Origin of the sequence: Mycoplasmopsis agalactiae, from assembly GCF_000089865.1 — a bacterium.
Classification (GTDB): domain Bacteria; phylum Bacillota_I; class Bacilli_A; order Mycoplasmatales; family Metamycoplasmataceae; genus Mycoplasmopsis; species Mycoplasmopsis agalactiae_B.
The window spans coordinates 266,652-286,539 of the sequence record NC_013948.1; the positions used below are offsets into that span (position 1 = coordinate 266,652).

Sequence of the window (19,888 nt, forward strand, 5' to 3'; positions counted from 1 at the left end):
TTTAAATTATTCATAATGCTTTTAAACATATTGAATTGGAGGTGAAAAAATGATTTTATATAGAATAGGTGAAATTATCCATAAACATAACTCAAACATAATATTTGAAAGTCAAGGAATAGGTTATTCATTAATACTTCCTGATCCTGAGAGAGTTGAAATAAAGCAAAAATGTAAATTATATTTATTTGAAATCAAAAACGAATATCAATATGCTACTTATGCATTTAAAGATTTTAAAGAAAGGCTGCTTTTTGTAGATTTAATCTCTCTTAATGGCATTGGGCCAAGAGCAGCTTTTAATATATTAAACTTTGGCTTCGAAAAAGTTGCGGCATTAATTGCTGAAGGAAATGCAGAAGCACTAATTGAAATTCCATATCTCAATCCTAGAATGGCGAGACTGATTGTGGCTGAATTACAGGCAAAATGGTCAAAAATGATTAGTCCAAAAGATGCAGCAAAAATTAATGAAACAACTAATGCTTTATCTGAAGTAAAAGAAACTCTTAAGATGCTAGGTTTTAAAACAAAACAAATTGATGGCGCACTTTCTAAAATTTCATCAACTGATGATGTTGAAAAAATGATTGAAGAAGCAATAAAATTAATGTCTACTCAAAACTATGAATCAGCTATTGCTTAGGCCAACTTGTTTTAAAGAATTTATAGGTCAAAAGAAATTAATTATAACTTTAAAGGCAATGATAGATGGTTCATTGCACAGAAATGAGACCCTAGATCATATTCTTTTTTATGGCCCACCAGGAACAGGTAAAACTACTTTAGCATCTTTAATAGGCAACGAATTAAATAAAAAAGTTCACTACTTGCAGGGAGCATTATTAGAAAAAAAGTCTGATGTACTAAGTGTTTTTGCCAATGTTAATGAAAATGATATAGTTTTTATTGATGAAATTCATAGCATTAATAAAGCAGTTGAAGAAATTATCTATAATGCAATGGAAGATTTCAAAATTGACTTGATTATAGGCCCAGAGGGAAATTCTAAAGTTATGAGAATGAACCTTAAACCTTTTACTTTAATAGGTGCAACAACTAAATTAAATTTACTTAGTCAGCCTTTTAAAGACAGATTCGGACTGCTTGCTAGATTAAGTCAGTATAGTAATGAAGAAATAGTTAAAATACTGCAAAATAGCAAGAAAAAGCTAAAAGTTGAAACTGATAGTGATGTATTAATGCTCTTAGCAAAATATTCTAGAAACACTCCTAGAATTGCTAATCATTTACTAAAAAGAGCATATGATTTCTCACTTAAAAATAACCAAAGTATTATTGATGCTAAAACAACATATTTAACATTTAAGCATTTGGAATTGTTTGATTTAGGGCTTAATAAAGAACATATAGAATATCTTTCATTGCTTAGCAATTCTTTTTATGATAAGTTTGTTTCAATAGATGCAATTTCAGGAATCTTGAATATGAGTAAGGAAAACTTAATTAGTGATATTGAGCCTTACTTACTATACTTACAGCTTATAGAAAAGTCGCCAAGAGGCAGAAGAATAACAACAAAAGGAGTGGATTATTTAATAAGAAATAATCTTAATATTTATACTTAATAGAAAAAATACTAATAATATATAATATTAACTATTATGTCAAACTTTATAACTAACTTTAAGACTTTTTTCAAGAAACTATTTAGTCCTAATAATTGAAAAAGATGACTACTATTATCAATTTCAATTATTGGCATAATTTGCGCTATTGTTTGTGGCGCATTCTTTGCCATTTTTAAACAAACTAACCGTTCAATTGAATACGGTGAAGGAATTAGATATCAAGTTGAGGCTAGAGTTAAAAGTGATAATGGCGATTTGCCCGCTTCAGGCAAAGTTTTAAATGATATTGGCCAGTCACTAAAATATCGTTTCTCTAGTACAAATGATTCATCAACTAATGTGGCTGTTATAGGTAACGGAATTATTCAAGTCACCCGTAATAAGCCTCTTAGTGATTCTGAAAAACAAGCTGAGTTTGAAAGCTCAATTATTAAAAAAAGTAGTTTAGTTGTAACTGACATAAACATGAATCCACTATTTATAAATGGTAGATTTGCTGATCCTAAAACTATTGATAAAGATAAGCTAAAAATTGATTATAGTGAAATTGAAAAATATGCTGTGCCTCTTAAAACTGATAGTGCTACAGTTAGATTTAACCCAATTGCTTCAAGATACCAAGTTTTAGCAGAATTAGAAGATAATCAAGCTATTTTAGAGTGACAAAAAGCAACTGAATATATTTCAAAACAACCTGAAAGAATTATGTTCATGTGAACAAACTTGGATGAGTTGTACAGATTTGCTAACACACCACTTTTTAAAAAGGACTGAGAAGCAGCACAAGGAAACGCCGCAAATTTTACATTTGTTGGCAATAGACCATGAGACCCGCAGTTAAGAAAACTTAACACAATTAAGAAAAGCCAATTTGATGGATCTAAATATTTAGTTAATATAACTGAAATTGACAGACCATTAAATGATAGGAATTTTGTTATATCTACTACAGATTCTAAAAAATCGACTTCTGATGCTTTAGCATCATCTATAAACTTTGGTTCTAATAAAAACTTAAACTTAAGAATTTTTGGTGAGCCTGTTTTATTTAGCAAAGAAAAAAGTGAATTCAAATTCAACTACATATGAATTGCTCTTGCTGTTGCATTTTCACTAGTTTCATTAATGCTAATGGTAAATTATGGCCTTTTAGGTTCATTAAGCGTTATTTCAATGGCACTATATATATTCTTAACATTACTAATGTTTACAGTTCTAAGAGGGGAATACTCACCATCTAGTTTCGCAGGTCTTTTTGCATCACTAATAATTAATTTAATACCAATTTTTACATCATTTAATAAATTTCAGTCCGAGATTTACAAAGGCGAGTCTAAAGTCAAAAAAGCCTATAAAACTGCGCTTAACGCTAATTTCATTTCTTCATTAGATATGTATATTGGCACATTAATACTATCAATAATCTTCTTCTTTTTAGGTACACCAAATGCACAAGGTTTTTCTATTATGATTACCTTTGGCTCAATTTTTGGAATTATAGCAATATTAATTATTAATAGATACCTGACCTTTTTAGCAGTTAATACCGACGTTTTTGATAAAAAAGTTAGCCTGCTTGGCATAATATCTAAAAAAATCGGCAAGTTTAACACTGAAGCTAAATACAAAAAAATTAATTATGTTAATAAGTCAAAATTAACTGTTATTGCACCTGTATTGCTCATTTTTGGAGCTATTATTACACTTGCAACACTTGGTGCAATTAATAAAGACGCATGATCTGCATTTAATTTAACAGGATTATTTGCTGAAACATCTAGAGTTAATATAAATATTGAATTTAGCAAATTTGGAATTATTTTAGGTTTATCAGTAATAGCTATAATTATTTATTCATTGATTAGATTCAAATGAACATATTCAATTGCTATAGTTATAACCTTAATCCAAAATTTATTAATAACATTTGCGCTGTTCCTTGTACTAAGAATTCCTTTAAATATTTATACAATTCAAGCATTTTTATGAGCAATATTGCTTACTGTTGCTAACACATTTACGATTTTTGGCTCAATAAAAGCAAAAATGAATCTATTTGAAAAAGATGAAGCTTTAAGCAAAGAACAAGTTAGATATGTTTCAAATAGTATCTTCTATGAATCATTTAAAAATAACTTATTCTTATTGATTGCTTCAGCACTAGTGTTTATAACCCTTTTAGCATTTGTTGGCGCTATTGACATATTTACAAGCGTAATAATGTTAATTTTTGTGATTGTTGCCATTTATTCAACATTATTTGTTGGAGTAGCAGTATGGAGTAAACTAGAAGAAAGACGGCAAATGAGGATTCAACACAGAATTGATACAAAATATTGAGTGTTTCCAAATGAACCTTCTGAACAAGTCTTTCCAGGAATTAATAATTATTTAGCATAAAAAATTCACCACTGTTGTGGTGTTTTTTATATAATAGATATCCACACTTTTTGTATTTGATTGGAGGCCATTATGTTTTACTTAATTAATAAACCTAAAGGCCGTTCATCTTTTGCAGTGATTAATTCATTTGCCAAAGAAAATAAGATCAAAAAAATAGGTCACACAGGAACGCTTGATCCATTGGCTTCAGGTTTATTGCTAGTAGCCACTGACGAAGATACAAAATTAATTCCTTACATTAAACACAATAATAAGGCTTATATAACTACTATTCAATTTGGAAAACAAACTGATACATATGATTCAGAAGGCACAGTTATTAATCATTCCGAAGTTAAAGTAAGTGAAAGTGATGTTCAAAAGATAACTAGCTGATTAAATAGTCAAAGCGAACAAATCCCGCCATCATATAGCGCAAAAAAAGTAAATGGCGCAAAGAGCTATGAATTAGCCAGAAAAGGAAAAAGCATAGAGCTTAAATCGCAAAGTATCAAAGTGTTCGATTCAAAAGTAATTAGTTTTAATAGTGAACTTCAGCAGGCAGTTGTATATATGAACGTTTCAAAAGGTACATATATAAGAAGTTTAGTAAATGATTTAGGAATATTTTTAAATACTTATGCTTATATGAGCGAGCTAGATAGAGTTAAAGTTGGCGAACTTGATATAGATTTATTAAAAGACAAAAGTTTTATTGACGTAAGCAACTATGCTTTATTTTCGCTCCCATTTTATGAGCCAACATATGCAGAAACTAGACATTTAAAAAATGGCATAAGCATACTTAATGACAAAAGAATCAAAAATGGCGAATATATTTTAAAAACTAATCAAATCAACTGAGGAATTGTTAGTGTTGATAGTGATTTAATTAAAGTCAAAAGAATATTTGGCAACAGAATCAAAGAAGTTGAACAAGGAGAAGCAAATGACTAGAGTTGAAATACAAAACAACATCAAGGCGGCAGCTTTTGATATTGATGGCACATTATTAGAACATGGCAACTTACAATTTAATGAAACTGTTTTAAACACATTTAAACAGCTAAAGTCTAAAGGCATAACAACCATTTTGGCATCAGCCAGAGAGTTTGTTACTATAGGTCAGTTACTAAATAAATCTAACCACATTGACTATTTTATAGGCGCAAACGGTGCATTTGTTTATGATGTGCAAAACAAAAAAATTATTTATGAAAAAATCATAAAATACAATGAGCTAAAAGTTTTGTACTCAGAATTTTCTAATTTTAGCCACTGCGAAAACTTTTTGCTAACTGACATTAATTATGGTTTTAAATCTCCTAATATGAAAATTGAATCTTGATTTTTAAAGCCACATATTGACAAAATAATTGATATGGACTTTAATAAAGTTGACAAAAATCATATGCACATTATTGCCTTAGGCACTAAAAGTGAAGAAGATTCAAGCAAGTGTGCTGAAAAAGCTAGAGAACTAATCAAGCAGCACAATATGAATTTAGAAATAACAGCAAGATGAAGCAAGGGAGTATTTATTGGACCTAAAAACTCAACTAAATCATCAACACTTAAATGGTTATGTGAATATTTGAATATTAACAGGGACAAGAATTTAATTGCCTTTGGTGATAGCTCTAATGATTATGAAATGTTGAGAGATGCTGCATATGGCGTAGCAATGATGAGAGCAAATAGCTGAGTTAAAAGTGTTGCTAATGATGTCACATTAGATTGTGAACATAATGGGGTTTACTTAAAGTTAAAAGAATTAGGGCTAGTGTTTTAATTCATAAGAAACAAAATATATAATTTAAATTATGAGTTTTAATGTTTATAGTTTCAATAATTTACCAAAGTTTAATGACCCAATATATTTAATTGGCGTATTTGAAAGTTTTCATTTAGGTCACAATTTTTTATATGAGAAAGCTAAAGAAATAAAAGGGAATTCAAACAGAGACATTGTTATTGTATTTTTTAAAGATGTTGAAAACATGTTTAAAAATAAAAATGGTTACATTTTTACAGACTTTGAAAATCGCATTCAAGAGTTTGCTAATTTAGGCTTTGCTCAAGGAATATATCTTGAATTTGAAAAATTATGAGCTTTGGAAGCCAATCTTTTTTTAGAAAAATTATTTAAAAATCAAGATGGATTAATTGACGTTGTAGTTGGTAAAGACTTTCGCTTTGGGCTTAATGCAAAAGGTAATCTTGACACTATTAAAGAAACAATTGGCGAGCAAAATGTTCATTCAGTAGACATTGTAAAAATAGGAGAAAATATCAAAGTTTCAACAACTTTTTTAAAATCTTGCATTGAAATTGGCGATATTGAACTAGTTAATTCATTAAATTTATATACATACTCATTTAGTGCAAATATAACTATTAACGATAATACTAAGTTAATTAACTTAACAACTGATAGTAATGTTATTCCTTTAAAAGACGGCATATATTTAAGTTATGTTGAGATCAATGAAATGACTTATTATGCTGTTTTAAAGGCAAATATAGATAATTATGAAATTAAATTTCTTGATTTTGAATTAAAAGATAATGTGGCTAGCTTAAAATCAAGAATAAAAATACTAAAATCATTAAGATTCATTTCTTCACTTGAAGATGATATGATCTTAAATTCTGACATAGTTAATGCTAAAAAAATTCTACTTAATGATAGTAATAATGGTAAAATTTAAACGCATTTAATTTACAACAATGCAATTTTATACTTGGTTTAATTAAATAATTAAAACTAGGGTAAAACATATTTATGTATGGAGAACCAAAATGATTACAAAAGAACAAAAAGCTCAAATTGTTGCTAAATATGGAGCTAACAAGAAAGATACAGGAAATATCTTTGTCCAAATAGCTATTCTAACTGCTGAAATTGAAGACTTAAAACCTCACTTTTTAGCAAATCCAAAAGACAATCACTCAAGACGTGGTTTTATTGCAAAAATTACAAAAAGAAGAATTTTGCTACAACACTTAAAGAAAGAAAACTTTGAACTTTACAACAAGGTTCTAGCTGAATTAAACTTGAGAAAATAGTTACTAAAAAAGCACAGAAGGGTGCTTTTTATTTTATTCTCGCTGATCAAATTTCCATTTTTCCCTATAAAACAGCCTTGAAAGCAAGTTGTGTATAATTTACTCATCAATATTTTTGTTCATTTATTTAGTATGAAAAGAGGAATATATGGAAAAAGTAATCTATGACTATGAATATGTTTTTAAAGATAATGGCAATAAAGACGGAGCCATAATTTATTGCCATGGCCACAATTCAAAGCCTGAAATTTTTGAAATGTTTCAAAATTACTGAACTAAAACAAATTATTATGCAATTCAATTTCCAGGTAATAATTTAGTTAAGCCAGTTAAGGATCATAAGCTAAATGTAAATCAATTTGCACAGTTGCTTGTTGACTTTATTACTAATAATGGTCTAAAAAATGTTACATTAATTGGCCATTCAATGGGTGGTGGCACTATATCACTTGCGTATAAATTACGTCCTGATTTAATAAGTAAACTAATTTATATAGCTCCTATTAATAAAACAACATCGCTAAGCAAAGGGAAGTATAGAAGAAATTTTGCACCTTCTACACTCAGTGAATATCATGACTTTTTAAGACCACTATACTATGACTTTGATAAATTAATTGCTAATCCAGAATTTAGTGAGGAAGTTAAAAAGGCTTTTGATCCTGAGAGATTTAGCAATGAGTACATTAAAGAGTTAACAATGTCAATGGATTCTAGTCTTTATGATCAAATTGAAAGCGCTTTAGATTCAATTAAAGTTCCTACATTGCTTATTTTAGGTGAAGAAGATGGTGTTATAGATAGTGAATCATGCTTAGAATATTTTAAAGAGCATGTTAAAAATTTAGAAAGCATTATTGTTCCAAAATCAGCTCATATAATTTATTTAGAAAACTGACCAGTGTTTATTGAAGCAGTTGAAAAATTCTTAAATAAGTAATATAATCAAAAGTTAATAAGCAGGAAATTTTTGCATTCCTGCTTTTTCTTTTGAGCTTATAAATTAAGCATATTGGGCAATAAATTTTTACAAATATGTTGTATTTTAATAATGTTTTATAATATATAAATATGACACTAGAAAAAAAGAATAAAAAAGAAAATTTGATTGAAATAAATGATTTAGTTTTTAAATATCATAAGAAGCAAAAAGGCGAAAGTATTAGAATTGACAAGCTAGAAATACCTAAAAATCAAATAATAGCTTTGCTAGGTCCTTCAGGGTCAGGGAAAACAACATTACTTAATCTATTACTAGGCTTTTTAAAACCAACTCAAGGAACAATAAACATAGAGCACAATCCTAAAATTCATGAAATTTCTTACATTATGCAAGAGAATTCAATTTATGAAAATGTAAGCGTTTTTAACAACGTTTTTTTAAGTGCCAAAAATTATGAAAAATGAGTCGACAATGCAAGATTAACATTTTTTAATGAATATTTTGCTAGCATAAATAACCCTGAGTTAAGGTCTAAATATGAGCCATATTTAGAGAAAATTTTTAAGTCAAAAAGCTCAAGCTGAGCTAAGAAATTCAAATTTTTTGCTCTTGTAATGAAATTATTATTTGATAAAAAAATCAAAAATAAGTTTAGCTTTTTCAAATCAATGAAACTCAAGACATTATTTAAAAAAGAGTTTGAAGTTGTAGCTAATAAAATAGGTATTGGTGATTATATTTATAAAAATGTTAACGAGCTTTCAGGCGGTCAAAAACAAAGAGTAGCTTTTGCCAAAGGTATTATAAAAAAGACTAATTTGGTACTAATGGATGAACCATTTTCAGCACTTGATGCGAAAATAAAAGAGTCGACAATAGAGTGATTGATTAATATTAAAAAGGAGTTTAACTTAAGCATTATTGTTGTTACACATGATCAGCAAGATGCATTAAAAATCAGCGATTCTATTATTTTAATGGACAATGGCGCTATTCAACAATTTAGTTCAGGTGCTGATATGTATGAAGATCCAAATAATTTATTTGTGGCTAAGTTTATAGGTTCACCAGAAATAAATTACATTAATACTGTTGATGATATAAGTTATTACATTAGACACAACAAGCTTAGTGTTAAAAAAGATCCAAATGGCAATTTTATAATTGTTGATAAAAAAGATTTTGGCGACAAAATTCACTATAGCGCTAAGTTTGATGATAAATCTTGATCATTAGTAACAAAAGATTCAAGCATTGAAGTTGGGCAAAAAGTGTATGTTAGTTATAAAGATGCTGATGTTTTAGCTTTTGACAAAGACGGCAATAGAGTTAGAAATTTTTAAATGCTTACAAGCCTATAAAACAGGCTTATAGGTTAAACAGCTTTTTATTTTCTTCATATGAGGTTATATGAAAAATAAAGAAATAAAGCGAAAAACTGTATCAGTAGTTCAGATCATTTTGCTTATATTGCCACTAGTTTTATGTATTTTGTTCTTCACAATATCGCCAATAATTCACACATTTATAAAATCGCTTAGATATAATCCTAACCCAACTGACCTTACTACTTATGTAATAGGAACTGGGAATTATAACGGCATATTATCAGACCCCAATTTTAAATCCGCCGTCTTTAATTCAACAATGGTATTGCTAGTTGGAACAAGCATTTCAATGGTTTTAGCTCTTGCTTTTGCTTTAATTATTAGCTCAATAATGTCAGCAGTTACTAAAAGAGTAATACTTTCAATAATTTATTCTCAGTTTTTTATTTCAGGTTTTGCAGTCGGAATTGCATTTACACTGTTTTTTGGCAGCAAAGGTTTATTCTTTTACCTTATAGGTTTAGATGAATATAGTTTTACTTCAGGAAATCATAGAATTCCAATATGAATTTATTATGTGGTTTATCAAATATGAAGATCACTACCTTTTAACTTAGTTTTATTTGCTGCTGCTATATCTAGAGGTGAATTAAAATATGCAAAACTAATGAAATGCGATAATTTATCTAAAATGCAAAAAGTTAAGTATGTTTATACAAATGAAATTTCAAAAGTCTTCTTTTCAATTTTGTTTACTAACTTTATCTTTTCATCACTAATGTATCCACAGGCTATTTTGGAACGCTCATTTAACTTAGATTTAGAAAAAGCACACACATTAACTAGTTATACCGGTAAGTATTTTGGACTAGGCAATAATCCTGTTTTGATTTATCCAAGAGGTTATTCGTCTGCTTTCTTTAGTTTTGCATACTTAATTTCACTTTTGTGCCTTATGCAGCTTATTAGACCTAAAACAATTAAATGATTTATTAATTTAGTCAAAAAAATTAATCTTAAAGTAAAACAAAGGAAGGCAGCACATGCTACTAGCTAAAAAAATATTTTTTGGAACAATTAAGTTTGCCTTAATAGGTCTTTTGTGCATCATGTTGCTTTTTCCACTCTACTATTTACTTCTTCATTCATTAGTTTCAGCTAAGACAATAACTGATAATGTAGCATCATTAACTATTCAAGAATGAAACTGGTCAAATTACGCAAGTGCCTATAAAAAAGACTTCTGGGTCGCTTTTGGCTATACCTCATTGTTTGCTTTGATATTAATGAGTCTAAGAATTTTGACTTATTCAATGGCTGTAGCAGGCTTATTAAAAATGAATGATAAGTTTCAAAAAGTATTTCAAAACTTTTTCTTAGTTATAAGCTTAATACCTGAATTTTCAATTTACTTAAGTCTTAAAACTTTTCTTATTAAGCTAAGCTTATATGGCACTGCATTTTCATTTGTTTCTAACTCCATATTTTCATTTTTTACTTTTACATATGTTTTAAATTTAGCAAAAAGTGTACACAATGAAAAGTACAAAATTATGCTTAATGATAACCTTAAATGAAATCAAAAAATAACATATGTTTACTTACCAAAGTTGAAATTAGCATACTTTTTACTGATCATATTTGCCTTTATCACAGCCTGAAACGACTATTTGTGACCAACATTTGTGCTTCCAACAACTAATAATGTTTGAGGTTTTACAAACATAACGATTTGATTTTTAAACCTAGGACGAGAAGCGTCTGAGTTTGAAAACACAGCCATTCAGGCAGCAGGAGCAGTAATTTCTGTCTTAATCCCTCTTACAATTTATGCAGTATTTTCAAAGAAAATAAACAGATTTAATTAATAAGTCAGTATTTGTTAAATTTACCAAAAAGCCTATAAAACAGGCTTTTTATTACACAAAAATATAAAAATTTTAATTTTTTTACTAACTCTTTTAGTTATTAGTATATAAAATTTTAATGTTGTTTTTACAATTTAAAGGATTATAAAATGAATAAGAAAAAAATAATGTTCGGAATTATTCCATTAATGGCTGCTGCACCAATGATTGCTGCATCATGCCAAAAAAGTGAAAAATCAGTTGTATTTCAATTTGCTCAAAGCAATGTTTGACCACTACCTAAAATGCTTGTGCCTTTGGTTGAATATTACAACAAAACATTTAGCAAAGATAAAGACTTTCTTCCTGTAAAACTTCAATTTAGTGATGTAACAAAAACTACAAGTGAATTTGAGTTAATTAAAAAAGTAAAAAATGATATTGAATCTAATAACGAAAGCTCATTGCCTAGCTTAATTTTAGGTGCACAATCAGGTGCTTATGTTCTTAATCAATATAAAAGATTAATGGATCTTTCTGATTATGGAATAACTAAGTCAATATTTAACAAAAACATTGCCGACTTGCATTCAAAATTACCTGGTCAAAAAGGCAACGATAAAATTTACAGCATCCCTTTTGATAACTTAGATGTTGATGCAGTTGTTTATAACCTAGAAGTTTTAAATCATATTTTCAAAATGATTAAAGAAAATGGTGGCAATGTGGATGAAAATGCTGATATAGTTAAAAAAGCTACTGAAGCAGGCAAGGAAGGCGTTGGTCAAAAATTGCCCGATAACACTATTTGAAAGGCCTTGGAGCCAAAAACTGCTGACAAAAAAGCTTTTAATGGTCTAAGCGTAAATAATGAAACATTTAGCTCAATAGAAAATATAAAAGAGTTTGCTAAAAAGTTTTATGAAGGCACTAAGTTAAATACTTCTAAAGTTAATGATGACACATTAACGGGTGAAGTGATATCGGTTGACTATGCTAATGACTTGCTTTTTAAGGAGCTCAATTCACAAATTGGTAAAGATAAACTAGTTTTTGATTCAGTTGAAACAGGCAAAGAAGAAAATCCTGTTGCTGTTAAATATAATTTAGTAGATGATTCAGATATTAAAAATAAGTTTAAGCAATTATTAAGCGGATATAAAAATATTATTAAAAGACATGAACATAAAGTCGGGGAAAATAATAAAGTATTTCAAACAATTAATTTCGGTAACAAAGGCGAAAATGCAAGCATAAATATTGCTAGATTTAAGAGTGCAATAAGTTTTGCAGCTAGTGTTGGAGTTAATTCAACAATGTTTAGTTCGCGTAATAAAGAAATTTATGGCAAAGATGACCCTGATTTTGAGAAAAAAGTTGCTGCATGTGAAGACGTTTATATGGATCCACAATTAACAACAGTTAAAAAAGGTGAACAAAAAATATTTACTGAAGGTGGTTCAAGTTTATTAACTATTAAACTTAGTGATGAATCATTAAATAAAGCAACTATAAAGTTTATTAAATGATTATTTGAAGGCAAAAATAATGCCTACAACCAGGGCATGGAAGAGAACTGAAAGACCTTTGCAAAATATTCAGGCTACATTATGCCTTTAGCTTCAGTTATTAATGATCAAAGCTTAAATTGATTCCAAAGTGAAGCTGATAAATTAAAGCAAAAAAGAGCAAATAAAACCATCAGCGATGAAGAGTTCAGAATCTTAAACTTCTTAAGATCAGCTTATGTATCAATTAAGTCAATTAGAGACTTTGAAAAAGATAATTCAATTATTGCTAAAAATAACGTACAAGACGACAAAACAGGACAAATCAACAATACAATTTCATCAGTTGCAAAAACTTGAACTAATCATAACAAGCCTTCTGAAATTAAGGAAGATATCTTAATTGAATCAATTGAAAAAGAAATAAATCCAAATCGTTAGTAAAAAAATACTGAAACTCACGCTTTCAGTATTTTTGTTTTTTAAGAATTAGCTTTTTTGTTATGGACAATAACACTAATTTTAGAATCTTTAGTATTACTAATGTACTTAGTTATGTAAAAATGGTACTCTTCAGTTGAATGAGCGTGTGAGCCAATTAAAGAATATGACACAGTTGGATCATTTTCTAAATTTGCTTCAAAAATAAAGAATTTATTTAGTTCTTCAATTTTCTTTTTAAAGTCCTCTGAGCCTATTTTATTGCTACTTTGGGCAACAACAGCATTAATTTTTTCAAACACTTTTTCTGCTGTGTTTTCAGCTGAAAATACATCTTTTTTAAATATTTTACCAATGATAAATGAATCATCTAAGTAGTGACTTTTATCATTTTCAGTTACTTTTGATAAATCAGTATGGTCACTGTGTTCGCTTTCAGACTTTTCTATATTATTAATCCCGATTTCGCTTCAAGTTATCGGTGTATAACTTAATTTATTGTTTTCATTTTTGACAAATGTTAAGGTTAAGCCATCCTTAATTGAATTTAATTTATCATTTGGTGCTGAGTTTTCAAAATCAATTGAAATATTTTTAATTGATTCATCTTTTATTTCAGTTGAATCATTTTCTAAAAAGCTTTTTAATAGCTTAATCTGTTCAGCAAAAGAATTTTTATTTTTAAGCTGTTTTATAATGGTTTTAGGAAAAAATCCTTTTCCTTTTTCTGACACTTTAGATGATAAAGTAATTAGATTATCAAAAGCTGAAAAGGTTTTTTTATCTTCATCTTTCTTAACTTCAGTAATCTTATTTTTAAATGATTTATATGAAGTAATTGCATCAGTAGTAGCTTTTATTCAAGCATCAACTTCTTTTTTGTTTTTAATATCAACCTTTGAATTTAAAGTACTTTTTATATCAAGATAGCTTTTTAAAAAGTTAAATTTTTCTTCTGAATTTAAAAAATCAGTTACTGACTTACGATTATTATTATATTTCGACTCTAATTCTTTCAATTTACTTTCATTGTCACAACTAGCAGCTATCATTGGAAATGCTAAAGCAGACGCAAGCATTCCAAAACTGCATAATAGTTTATTTTTTTTCATAATTTTATCCTTGCTACATATACTATATATTTTTAATTGTGTAATTACTAATTGTTCAATTTGAATATTAAGTCTTATGATTTATTTAAATCATTATACAGTAATAGTAACTAGTTAGCAGCCTATAATTATCCAAAGTGCTTATTAGCCTATAAAACAGGATTATTAGTCAAAAAATAAATATAGAAATTTTGCATAAAATAATAAAAACAAGCAATAAGCTAATTGTAAATAATATATCTAGTTTAATTTAATATTAAAATCTTTTATATAATTAATAAGTATGAATTTAAGTAATATACCTAGTAAAAAAAAGACTGCAATAATTTATAGTTCAGTATTCTTGCTTGCAATTATTACATTAGTTGCATGCATTGTTATCATTGCAAAATTTGGCAACAGTCAGTCTAAAATATGAGCTGCAGCAGTAGTTGGTCTTACTATTAGTGCAATTATTGCAAGTGTTGTAGGTTTATTGCTTGTGAGAATGTATTGATCACAAAATGCTATTGTCAAAAAATCATTTAATTTCTTTATGGATGAAGTAGTAAGCCATAACTCATTAGGCTTAATAATTTATGACAATAACTTCATCATTTTATGAACAAGTTCATTTATCAAAAATCGTTTTGGCAGAAAGTGAGTAGGTTATTCACTAGCTGAGTTTTTTAATCATTATGAAACTCATTTTGATAATAATTTACAAAGCTTAAATTTTAAAGATAATGAAAGCTTTTATCATGCAGAAATATGACCACTTAAAAATTGTATAAGCATTAAAGATATTACTTTAGAGCAAAATATGATTCAAGTTTATTCAAATCAGCTTCCTGTTATTGGCGAGGTTGAAATTGATAACTATCAGCTATATCATTCAATACTTTCAAAAGAAGAACTTTATAGAGTTAACCAGGAATTTATAGCTATTTTGGACGAATTAGTTTCAAACTATAATTTTGTTTACCGTCAGTATACTAATGGAAAATTTTTGGTATTTACTAACAAAGAATCGATTGATAAAATGGCTAGCATTGACTTTAGTTTTTTCTCTAAAATTCACTCAGCGCTTAAAAATTCAAAAATTAATAATCACTTAATTTCAATTTCAGCCGGTTTTGCTTTAGGCTATCAAAATTTATGAGAAAAAACAGAGCAAGCTAAAAATGCTTTACTGCAAGCACAAAGCCGGGGCGGTGATCAGGTTGCAATTTTTTCAAATACTGAAAGACCTAAATATTTTGGTTCATCTAGCGAAATTCTTTATGATATAAGCAGAACCAAAATTAAAAGAATTGCTGACTTGATTGAAGGTAAATTAAAAGATCCAAAAATTAAAAAAGTTATATGTTATGGCCATGCTAATGCAGACCTAGATGCTATTGGTTCAGCTTTAGGAATCTGAGCACTTGCTAAAGAATACAACAAAGAATCATACATTTGCTCTATAACTCAAGATTCAACCACTGAATCAGCTATTGAAAAAATTATTCCTAAAGATGAAGAAATTTTTATTAGGCCACAAGTAGCAAATAAAATTACTGATGAATCAACTTTAGTGTTTTTACTAGATAATTCACAAATTGATAGAACTGATAATAAAGATTGCATAAACAATACAAAAGTTAATAATATTTTTATCCTAGACCACCATAGATTAGGCACAAGCGTCGATTTTTGTCCTAGTGTAAACAGATACATAGACTCGGCTGCTTCTAGTGCTTCCGAAATAGTTACAGAAATTTTAATGTTTGTACAAAGAAGAATTTCACTTAAGCCTTTTGTTGCCCAAATGCTTTTAAATGGTATTTATTTAGACACTCTTCAATTTACTAAAAAAGTTAATGCTAGAACCTTTATGGCGGCTGGCTGATTAGAAGAAAAAGGTGCAAATTCAGCTAAGAGTAGTGAAATATTAAAAATTGATGAAGATACTTGAAATGATGTAAATGATGTTTTAGAAAACATACAAGAAGTTAAACCGGGATACTTTTTGGCTTACAAAGATATTCCATTAAGCAATGATGTTATTTCAATTGCTTCAGAGGAAATTTTAAAAATTAGTAACCGTAAGGCAGCATTTGTTATTGCTAAATTAAAGGGAACTAAATTTTACAAAATGAGTGCAAGAGGACTGGATGTCAATGTTCAGTTAATTGCTGAAGCAGTTGGCGGTGGTGGCCATTTTGGCACAGCAGCAGCTGTTTCTAGTGAAGATTTTGCCACATTTATTGATAATGTAAAACAAGCGATTGTGAGTGAGAAAAATGAAAGTTATACTAATTAAAGATTGTAAAGATGGTAAAGCAAATACAATAATTGAAGTTTCAGATGGCTATGGATCTAACTTCTTAATTAATAAAGGTTTTGCACTTCCATACAATGAAAAAACTAAAAAACAATTAGAGAAAAGATTAAGTGATTTAACTGCCAATGAAATGGAAATGCGTCAAAGTGCATTAGAGCTTAAAGAAAAATTAGAAAAAGAATCTTTAAAATACGAACTAGAAGCTAATATTGATGCTAATAGCAACTTAAATGTTCACGGTGCTGTTTCAACTAAAGACATAGTTAAGTCATTAGTCAAATTAGGCTATAAACTAGACAAATACGCCGTTCAAAAAGTTCATTTAGTTGGCAGAGGAGTGCATTTAATTGATGTAATTGTGTACAAAGATATTATTGCAAAGTTAAAGGTGGATATAATAATCAATGTCAAATAACTCCGAATATTACGAGATAAACAGCTTAAGCAAATATTCAAATCCAAATTTAGAAGCATCCTTGCTTGGCTTAGTTTATATTAACAACCAAACTGCTAGTAAAATTATTCCTTATTTAACTAAGGAAGACTTTACTGTTAGAGAACACGCCTTGTTTTTTGAAGTTTTAAAAGACTTATTTTTAAAAAATATTTCAATTAACTTTGACCAGCTTATGCTTTATAAGTCAAAAAACAAGCAATATAACTTCATAAACTTTGAATTTTTATTGCATATTCAAGATTCAGCCGGCTTAAGTAATAACATTATTCAATATTTACAAGAGTTAGAAAGACTAACCAAATTAAGAACAATTGAGCTTAAATTAAGCAGAGTGTTAAACAAACTAAGCACAAATACTGCAGTAAGTGAAAATGAAGTCATTAGCGAGCTACATGACTTACTTTTAAATATCGACAAAAGCAAAACTAGACAAGATTTTTTAACTGTTGAAGAAGTAGCTAAAGTTGTTGTCGATGATTTAGTTAAAAAAAGAGAACTAAATATTTCAAACATTAGCGGCGTACCTAGTGGTTTTGAAGCACTTGATGCTCTTACTCAAGGTTTTCAGCCTGGTGAAATGATTGTTTTAGCAGCTAGACCAGGGATGGGAAAGACTGCTTTTGCCTTGAATATAGCCAAAAATGCTGCATCAACTTCAGGCAATAAACCTGCTAAAAAGGTAGTATTTTTTACCCTTGAAATGCCTTCATCACAGCTAGTTACACGTTTATTTGGCATAAGCACTGAAATTGACTTATATAAGTTCAAAAAACCAAGCGAACTATCACAGGATGAATTAGACAAAATAACTATTCATCAAAAAAGACATTTAAACCAATTAAATTTATTTATAGACGAATCGGCTAAAACGGATTTACCTACATTGCTTTGGAAATGCCGTAGGCTAGCTAAAACCAGCGGCATTGATATGATAATTATTGACTACTTGCAATTACTCAGCGTAGATTCAAGCAAGCCGTCTAGAGATAGACAGGCGGAAGTGGCTACAATTAGTAGAAATCTTAAAACACTGGCTTTGGAGCTAAAAGTGCCTATTATTGCCCTAAGTCAGCTTAGCCGTGAGGTTGAAAAAAGAGAAGATAAAAGACCGATATTATCTGACTTAAGAGAATCAGGAACAATTGAACAAGATGCTGACATTGTTTTATTTTTGTACAGAAAAAATTACTACAACAAAAATAAAGTTAATTTCAAAGACAAAGATCTAAGTGCACAGCAAAAAGAAATGTTAGAGCAAGGATTCATTGGTGATGTAACTAACTTGCTTATTGCAAAGCACAGAAATGGTACACAAGCTGATATTAACTTACTTTTTAGACTAAATTGTGGAAAATTTGAAGACCTTTATTATAAATATGATGAAGTTAGCGACTCCTTTAATTTCAATAAAGGAGATGAATAATGCCCCTTTATTTAAAAATCATTTCCACAATTGGAATGATCCTGCTTCTATTACTTAGTTCAATTTTTAGTGCTAGCGAAACAGCTTATACTAGTTTAAGTCCTGGCAGAATTGAAAGTATGATCAGCAACAAAGAATTTGGCGCCAAACTGATTAAAAAACAACATAAATTTTTTAATCAGTTACTAAGCACAATCTTAATTTGCAACAACATTGTAAATATTGCTCTTTCAGCTATTACATCATACTTACTGAGTGTATGATGATTAGCAAATTTAGAAGAAGTTAATAAGTATAACGTTATTATCTCAACTGCCATATTAACCCCAGTTATAGTATTATTCGGCGAAATTTTGCCTAAATTAGCTGCTAAAAAATATCCTGTTGCCGTTGCTAAAACATTTTGTTATGCCTTGCAAACTTTTTACTACATTTTTTGACTTTTTACCTATCCAGTAAGCAAAATCGGTAGAAACATTTATATAACTAATACTGAGCAAGATGTTAAAGGCTTAATTGATATAGCACAAAATGAAGGTGTATTAGAAACAAATGAAAGCATAATGGCACAAAATGCTTTAGATTTAGATAGCACAAAAGTCTCAAGACACTATATAAAGCTTAAAGATGTTTATTTAATAAATCATAACGATAGTGTTTCTGATGCTATTGAGCTGTTTAAAAAAACAAATTACAGCCGTTTGCCGGTTAAAAAGGATGACAATCTTATTGGCATTATTCACCTTAAAGATATTTTTTACTTACAAAAAGGCAAAGTTATTAAATACTTAAAACCAGTACCAACTGTTTCAATGAACACTAGTTTATCACTAGCGCTTGAGAAAATGCGTATCCAAAAGTCACAAATGGCTTTTGTGACTGAAAATAATTACAGCACCGAAGTTATAGGTCTTATAACTATGGAAGATATAATTGAAGAAATTATAGGCGAAATTTATGATGAATATGATGATGAAGAATGAGCTGACTTTCATGAAATCAGTCTTGAATTATTTCATGCATCAGGTAAAATCAAACTTAAAGAAGTTATTAAGCGACTAGAAATTGAAATTGAAGATGTAAGTTCAGAAGAGCTTAATATGTGTTTATTTGAATTTATCAAGCATAGAGTAGGCTATACACCTAGAAAAAATACTAAGTATGCATTAGGCGATGTGCATTTCAGAGTACTTTCGATTACTAATTCTAAGAAAAATGATGCAAAAATTGAAATTGAGTTAGGCAACAAAGTAGATATTTTAGAAACAAGCACACAACAAGTTGCACTTTAGCATCCATAATTGCCTAAAATCCCTATAAAACAATGTTTTCTGTAATAATCAATATCGAGATAAAATGATTTGGAAATTTATTTTACTCTTGTATAATATTATTACATTTTTGCAAATGTAGTTCAATGGTAGAACTCCAGCCTTCCAAGCTGGTCATGCGGGTTCGATTCCCGTCATTTGCTCCATATG

Annotated in this window: 17 protein-coding genes and 1 tRNA gene; 17 read left to right on the forward strand and 1 reads right to left on the reverse strand. The window is 28.8% G+C overall.

Annotated elements, in window-relative coordinates:
* The first annotated feature begins 49 nt into the window (after positions 1-49).
* The 12 genes from ruvA (at position 50) to MAGA_RS01255 (ending at position 13,110) form a co-directional block, all read left to right on the forward strand.
* On the forward strand, positions 50-646 hold the full coding sequence (gene ruvA / locus MAGA_RS01200; RefSeq protein WP_013021873.1) for a Holliday junction branch migration protein RuvA: 597 nt from the start codon (positions 50-52) through the stop codon (positions 644-646).
* Positions 627-1,589, forward strand: coding sequence for a Holliday junction branch migration DNA helicase RuvB (gene ruvB, locus MAGA_RS01205; RefSeq protein WP_013021874.1), 963 nt, complete (start codon positions 627-629; stop codon positions 1,587-1,589). The genes ruvA and ruvB overlap by 20 nt, the downstream gene beginning before the upstream one ends.
* Before the next feature lie 36 nt (positions 1,590-1,625).
* The gene (secDF, locus tag MAGA_RS01210) at positions 1,626-3,992 is read left to right on the forward strand and encodes a protein translocase subunit SecDF (RefSeq protein ID WP_013021875.1); all 2,367 of its coding nucleotides are present in this window, start codon (positions 1,626-1,628) and stop codon (positions 3,990-3,992) included.
* Positions 3,993-4,064: 72 nt separating this feature from the next.
* Positions 4,065-4,931 carry a tRNA pseudouridine(55) synthase TruB gene (gene truB, locus MAGA_RS01215; protein WP_013021876.1) on the forward strand — a complete coding sequence of 289 codons (867 nt, stop codon included), beginning with the start codon at positions 4,065-4,067 and terminating at the stop codon, positions 4,929-4,931.
* Positions 4,924-5,766, forward strand: coding sequence for a YcsE-related riboflavin metabolism phosphatase (locus MAGA_RS01220; RefSeq protein ID WP_013021877.1), 843 nt, complete (start codon positions 4,924-4,926; stop codon positions 5,764-5,766). Before truB ends, MAGA_RS01220 begins: the two co-directional genes overlap by 8 nt.
* A 31-nt stretch (positions 5,767-5,797) precedes the next feature.
* Positions 5,798-6,685, forward strand: a complete 888-nt coding sequence (locus MAGA_RS01225; RefSeq protein ID WP_013021878.1) for an FAD synthase — start codon at positions 5,798-5,800, stop codon at positions 6,683-6,685.
* Between the two features lie 91 nt (positions 6,686-6,776).
* Complete coding sequence (gene rpsO / locus MAGA_RS01230) at positions 6,777-7,043, forward strand: 30S ribosomal protein S15 (RefSeq protein WP_004024390.1); 267 nt, start codon at positions 6,777-6,779, stop codon at positions 7,041-7,043.
* Positions 7,044-7,191: 148 nt separating this feature from the next.
* Positions 7,192-7,983 (forward strand): alpha/beta fold hydrolase, encoded by a 792-nt coding sequence (locus tag MAGA_RS01235; protein WP_013021879.1) that lies wholly within the window; start codon positions 7,192-7,194, stop codon positions 7,981-7,983.
* A gap of 131 nt (positions 7,984-8,114) precedes the next feature.
* Positions 8,115-9,329 carry an ATP-binding cassette domain-containing protein gene (locus MAGA_RS01240; RefSeq protein WP_013021880.1) on the forward strand — a complete coding sequence of 405 codons (1,215 nt, stop codon included), beginning with the start codon at positions 8,115-8,117 and terminating at the stop codon, positions 9,327-9,329.
* A 67-nt stretch (positions 9,330-9,396) separates the two neighbouring features.
* Entirely contained in the window at positions 9,397-10,371 is a 975-nt protein-coding gene (locus MAGA_RS01245; protein ID WP_013021881.1) for a sugar ABC transporter permease, read from the forward strand.
* The gene (locus MAGA_RS01250) at positions 10,358-11,182 is read left to right on the forward strand and encodes an ABC transporter permease subunit (RefSeq protein ID WP_013021882.1); all 825 of its coding nucleotides are present in this window, start codon (positions 10,358-10,360) and stop codon (positions 11,180-11,182) included. The genes MAGA_RS01245 and MAGA_RS01250 overlap by 14 nt, the downstream gene beginning before the upstream one ends.
* Before the next feature lie 149 nt (positions 11,183-11,331).
* The gene (locus MAGA_RS01255) at positions 11,332-13,110 is read left to right on the forward strand and encodes a P68 family surface lipoprotein (protein ID WP_013021883.1); all 1,779 of its coding nucleotides are present in this window, start codon (positions 11,332-11,334) and stop codon (positions 13,108-13,110) included.
* Positions 13,111-13,151: 41 nt separating this feature from the next.
* Here MAGA_RS01255 and MAGA_RS01260 read toward each other — a convergent pair whose 3' ends face one another.
* The gene (locus MAGA_RS01260; RefSeq protein WP_013021884.1) at positions 13,152-14,222 is read right to left on the reverse strand and encodes a variable surface lipoprotein; all 1,071 of its coding nucleotides are present in this window, start codon (positions 14,220-14,222) and stop codon (positions 13,152-13,154) included.
* A 283-nt stretch (positions 14,223-14,505) separates the two neighbouring features.
* Here MAGA_RS01260 and MAGA_RS01265 point away from each other — a divergent pair, with 283 nt between their 5' ends.
* The 5 genes from MAGA_RS01265 to MAGA_RS01285 all read left to right on the forward strand — a co-directional run bounded on the left by MAGA_RS01265 (position 14,506) and on the right by MAGA_RS01285 (position 19,884).
* The gene (locus MAGA_RS01265; RefSeq protein WP_013021885.1) at positions 14,506-16,506 is read left to right on the forward strand and encodes a DHH family phosphoesterase; all 2,001 of its coding nucleotides are present in this window, start codon (positions 14,506-14,508) and stop codon (positions 16,504-16,506) included.
* Positions 16,487-16,942, forward strand: a complete 456-nt coding sequence (rplI, locus tag MAGA_RS01270) for a 50S ribosomal protein L9 (RefSeq protein ID WP_013021886.1) — start codon at positions 16,487-16,489, stop codon at positions 16,940-16,942. The genes MAGA_RS01265 and rplI overlap by 20 nt, the downstream gene beginning before the upstream one ends.
* Positions 16,932-18,407 carry a replicative DNA helicase gene (gene dnaB, locus MAGA_RS01275; protein ID WP_013021887.1) on the forward strand — a complete coding sequence of 492 codons (1,476 nt, stop codon included), beginning with the start codon at positions 16,932-16,934 and terminating at the stop codon, positions 18,405-18,407. Before rplI ends, dnaB begins: the two co-directional genes overlap by 11 nt.
* Positions 18,407-19,699, forward strand: coding sequence for a CNNM domain-containing protein (locus MAGA_RS01280; RefSeq protein WP_013021888.1), 1,293 nt, complete (start codon positions 18,407-18,409; stop codon positions 19,697-19,699). The genes dnaB and MAGA_RS01280 overlap by 1 nt, the downstream gene beginning before the upstream one ends.
* A gap of 111 nt (positions 19,700-19,810) precedes the next feature.
* A tRNA-Gly gene (locus MAGA_RS01285) sits at positions 19,811-19,884 on the forward strand.
* Positions 19,885-19,888: the final 4 nt, after the last annotated feature.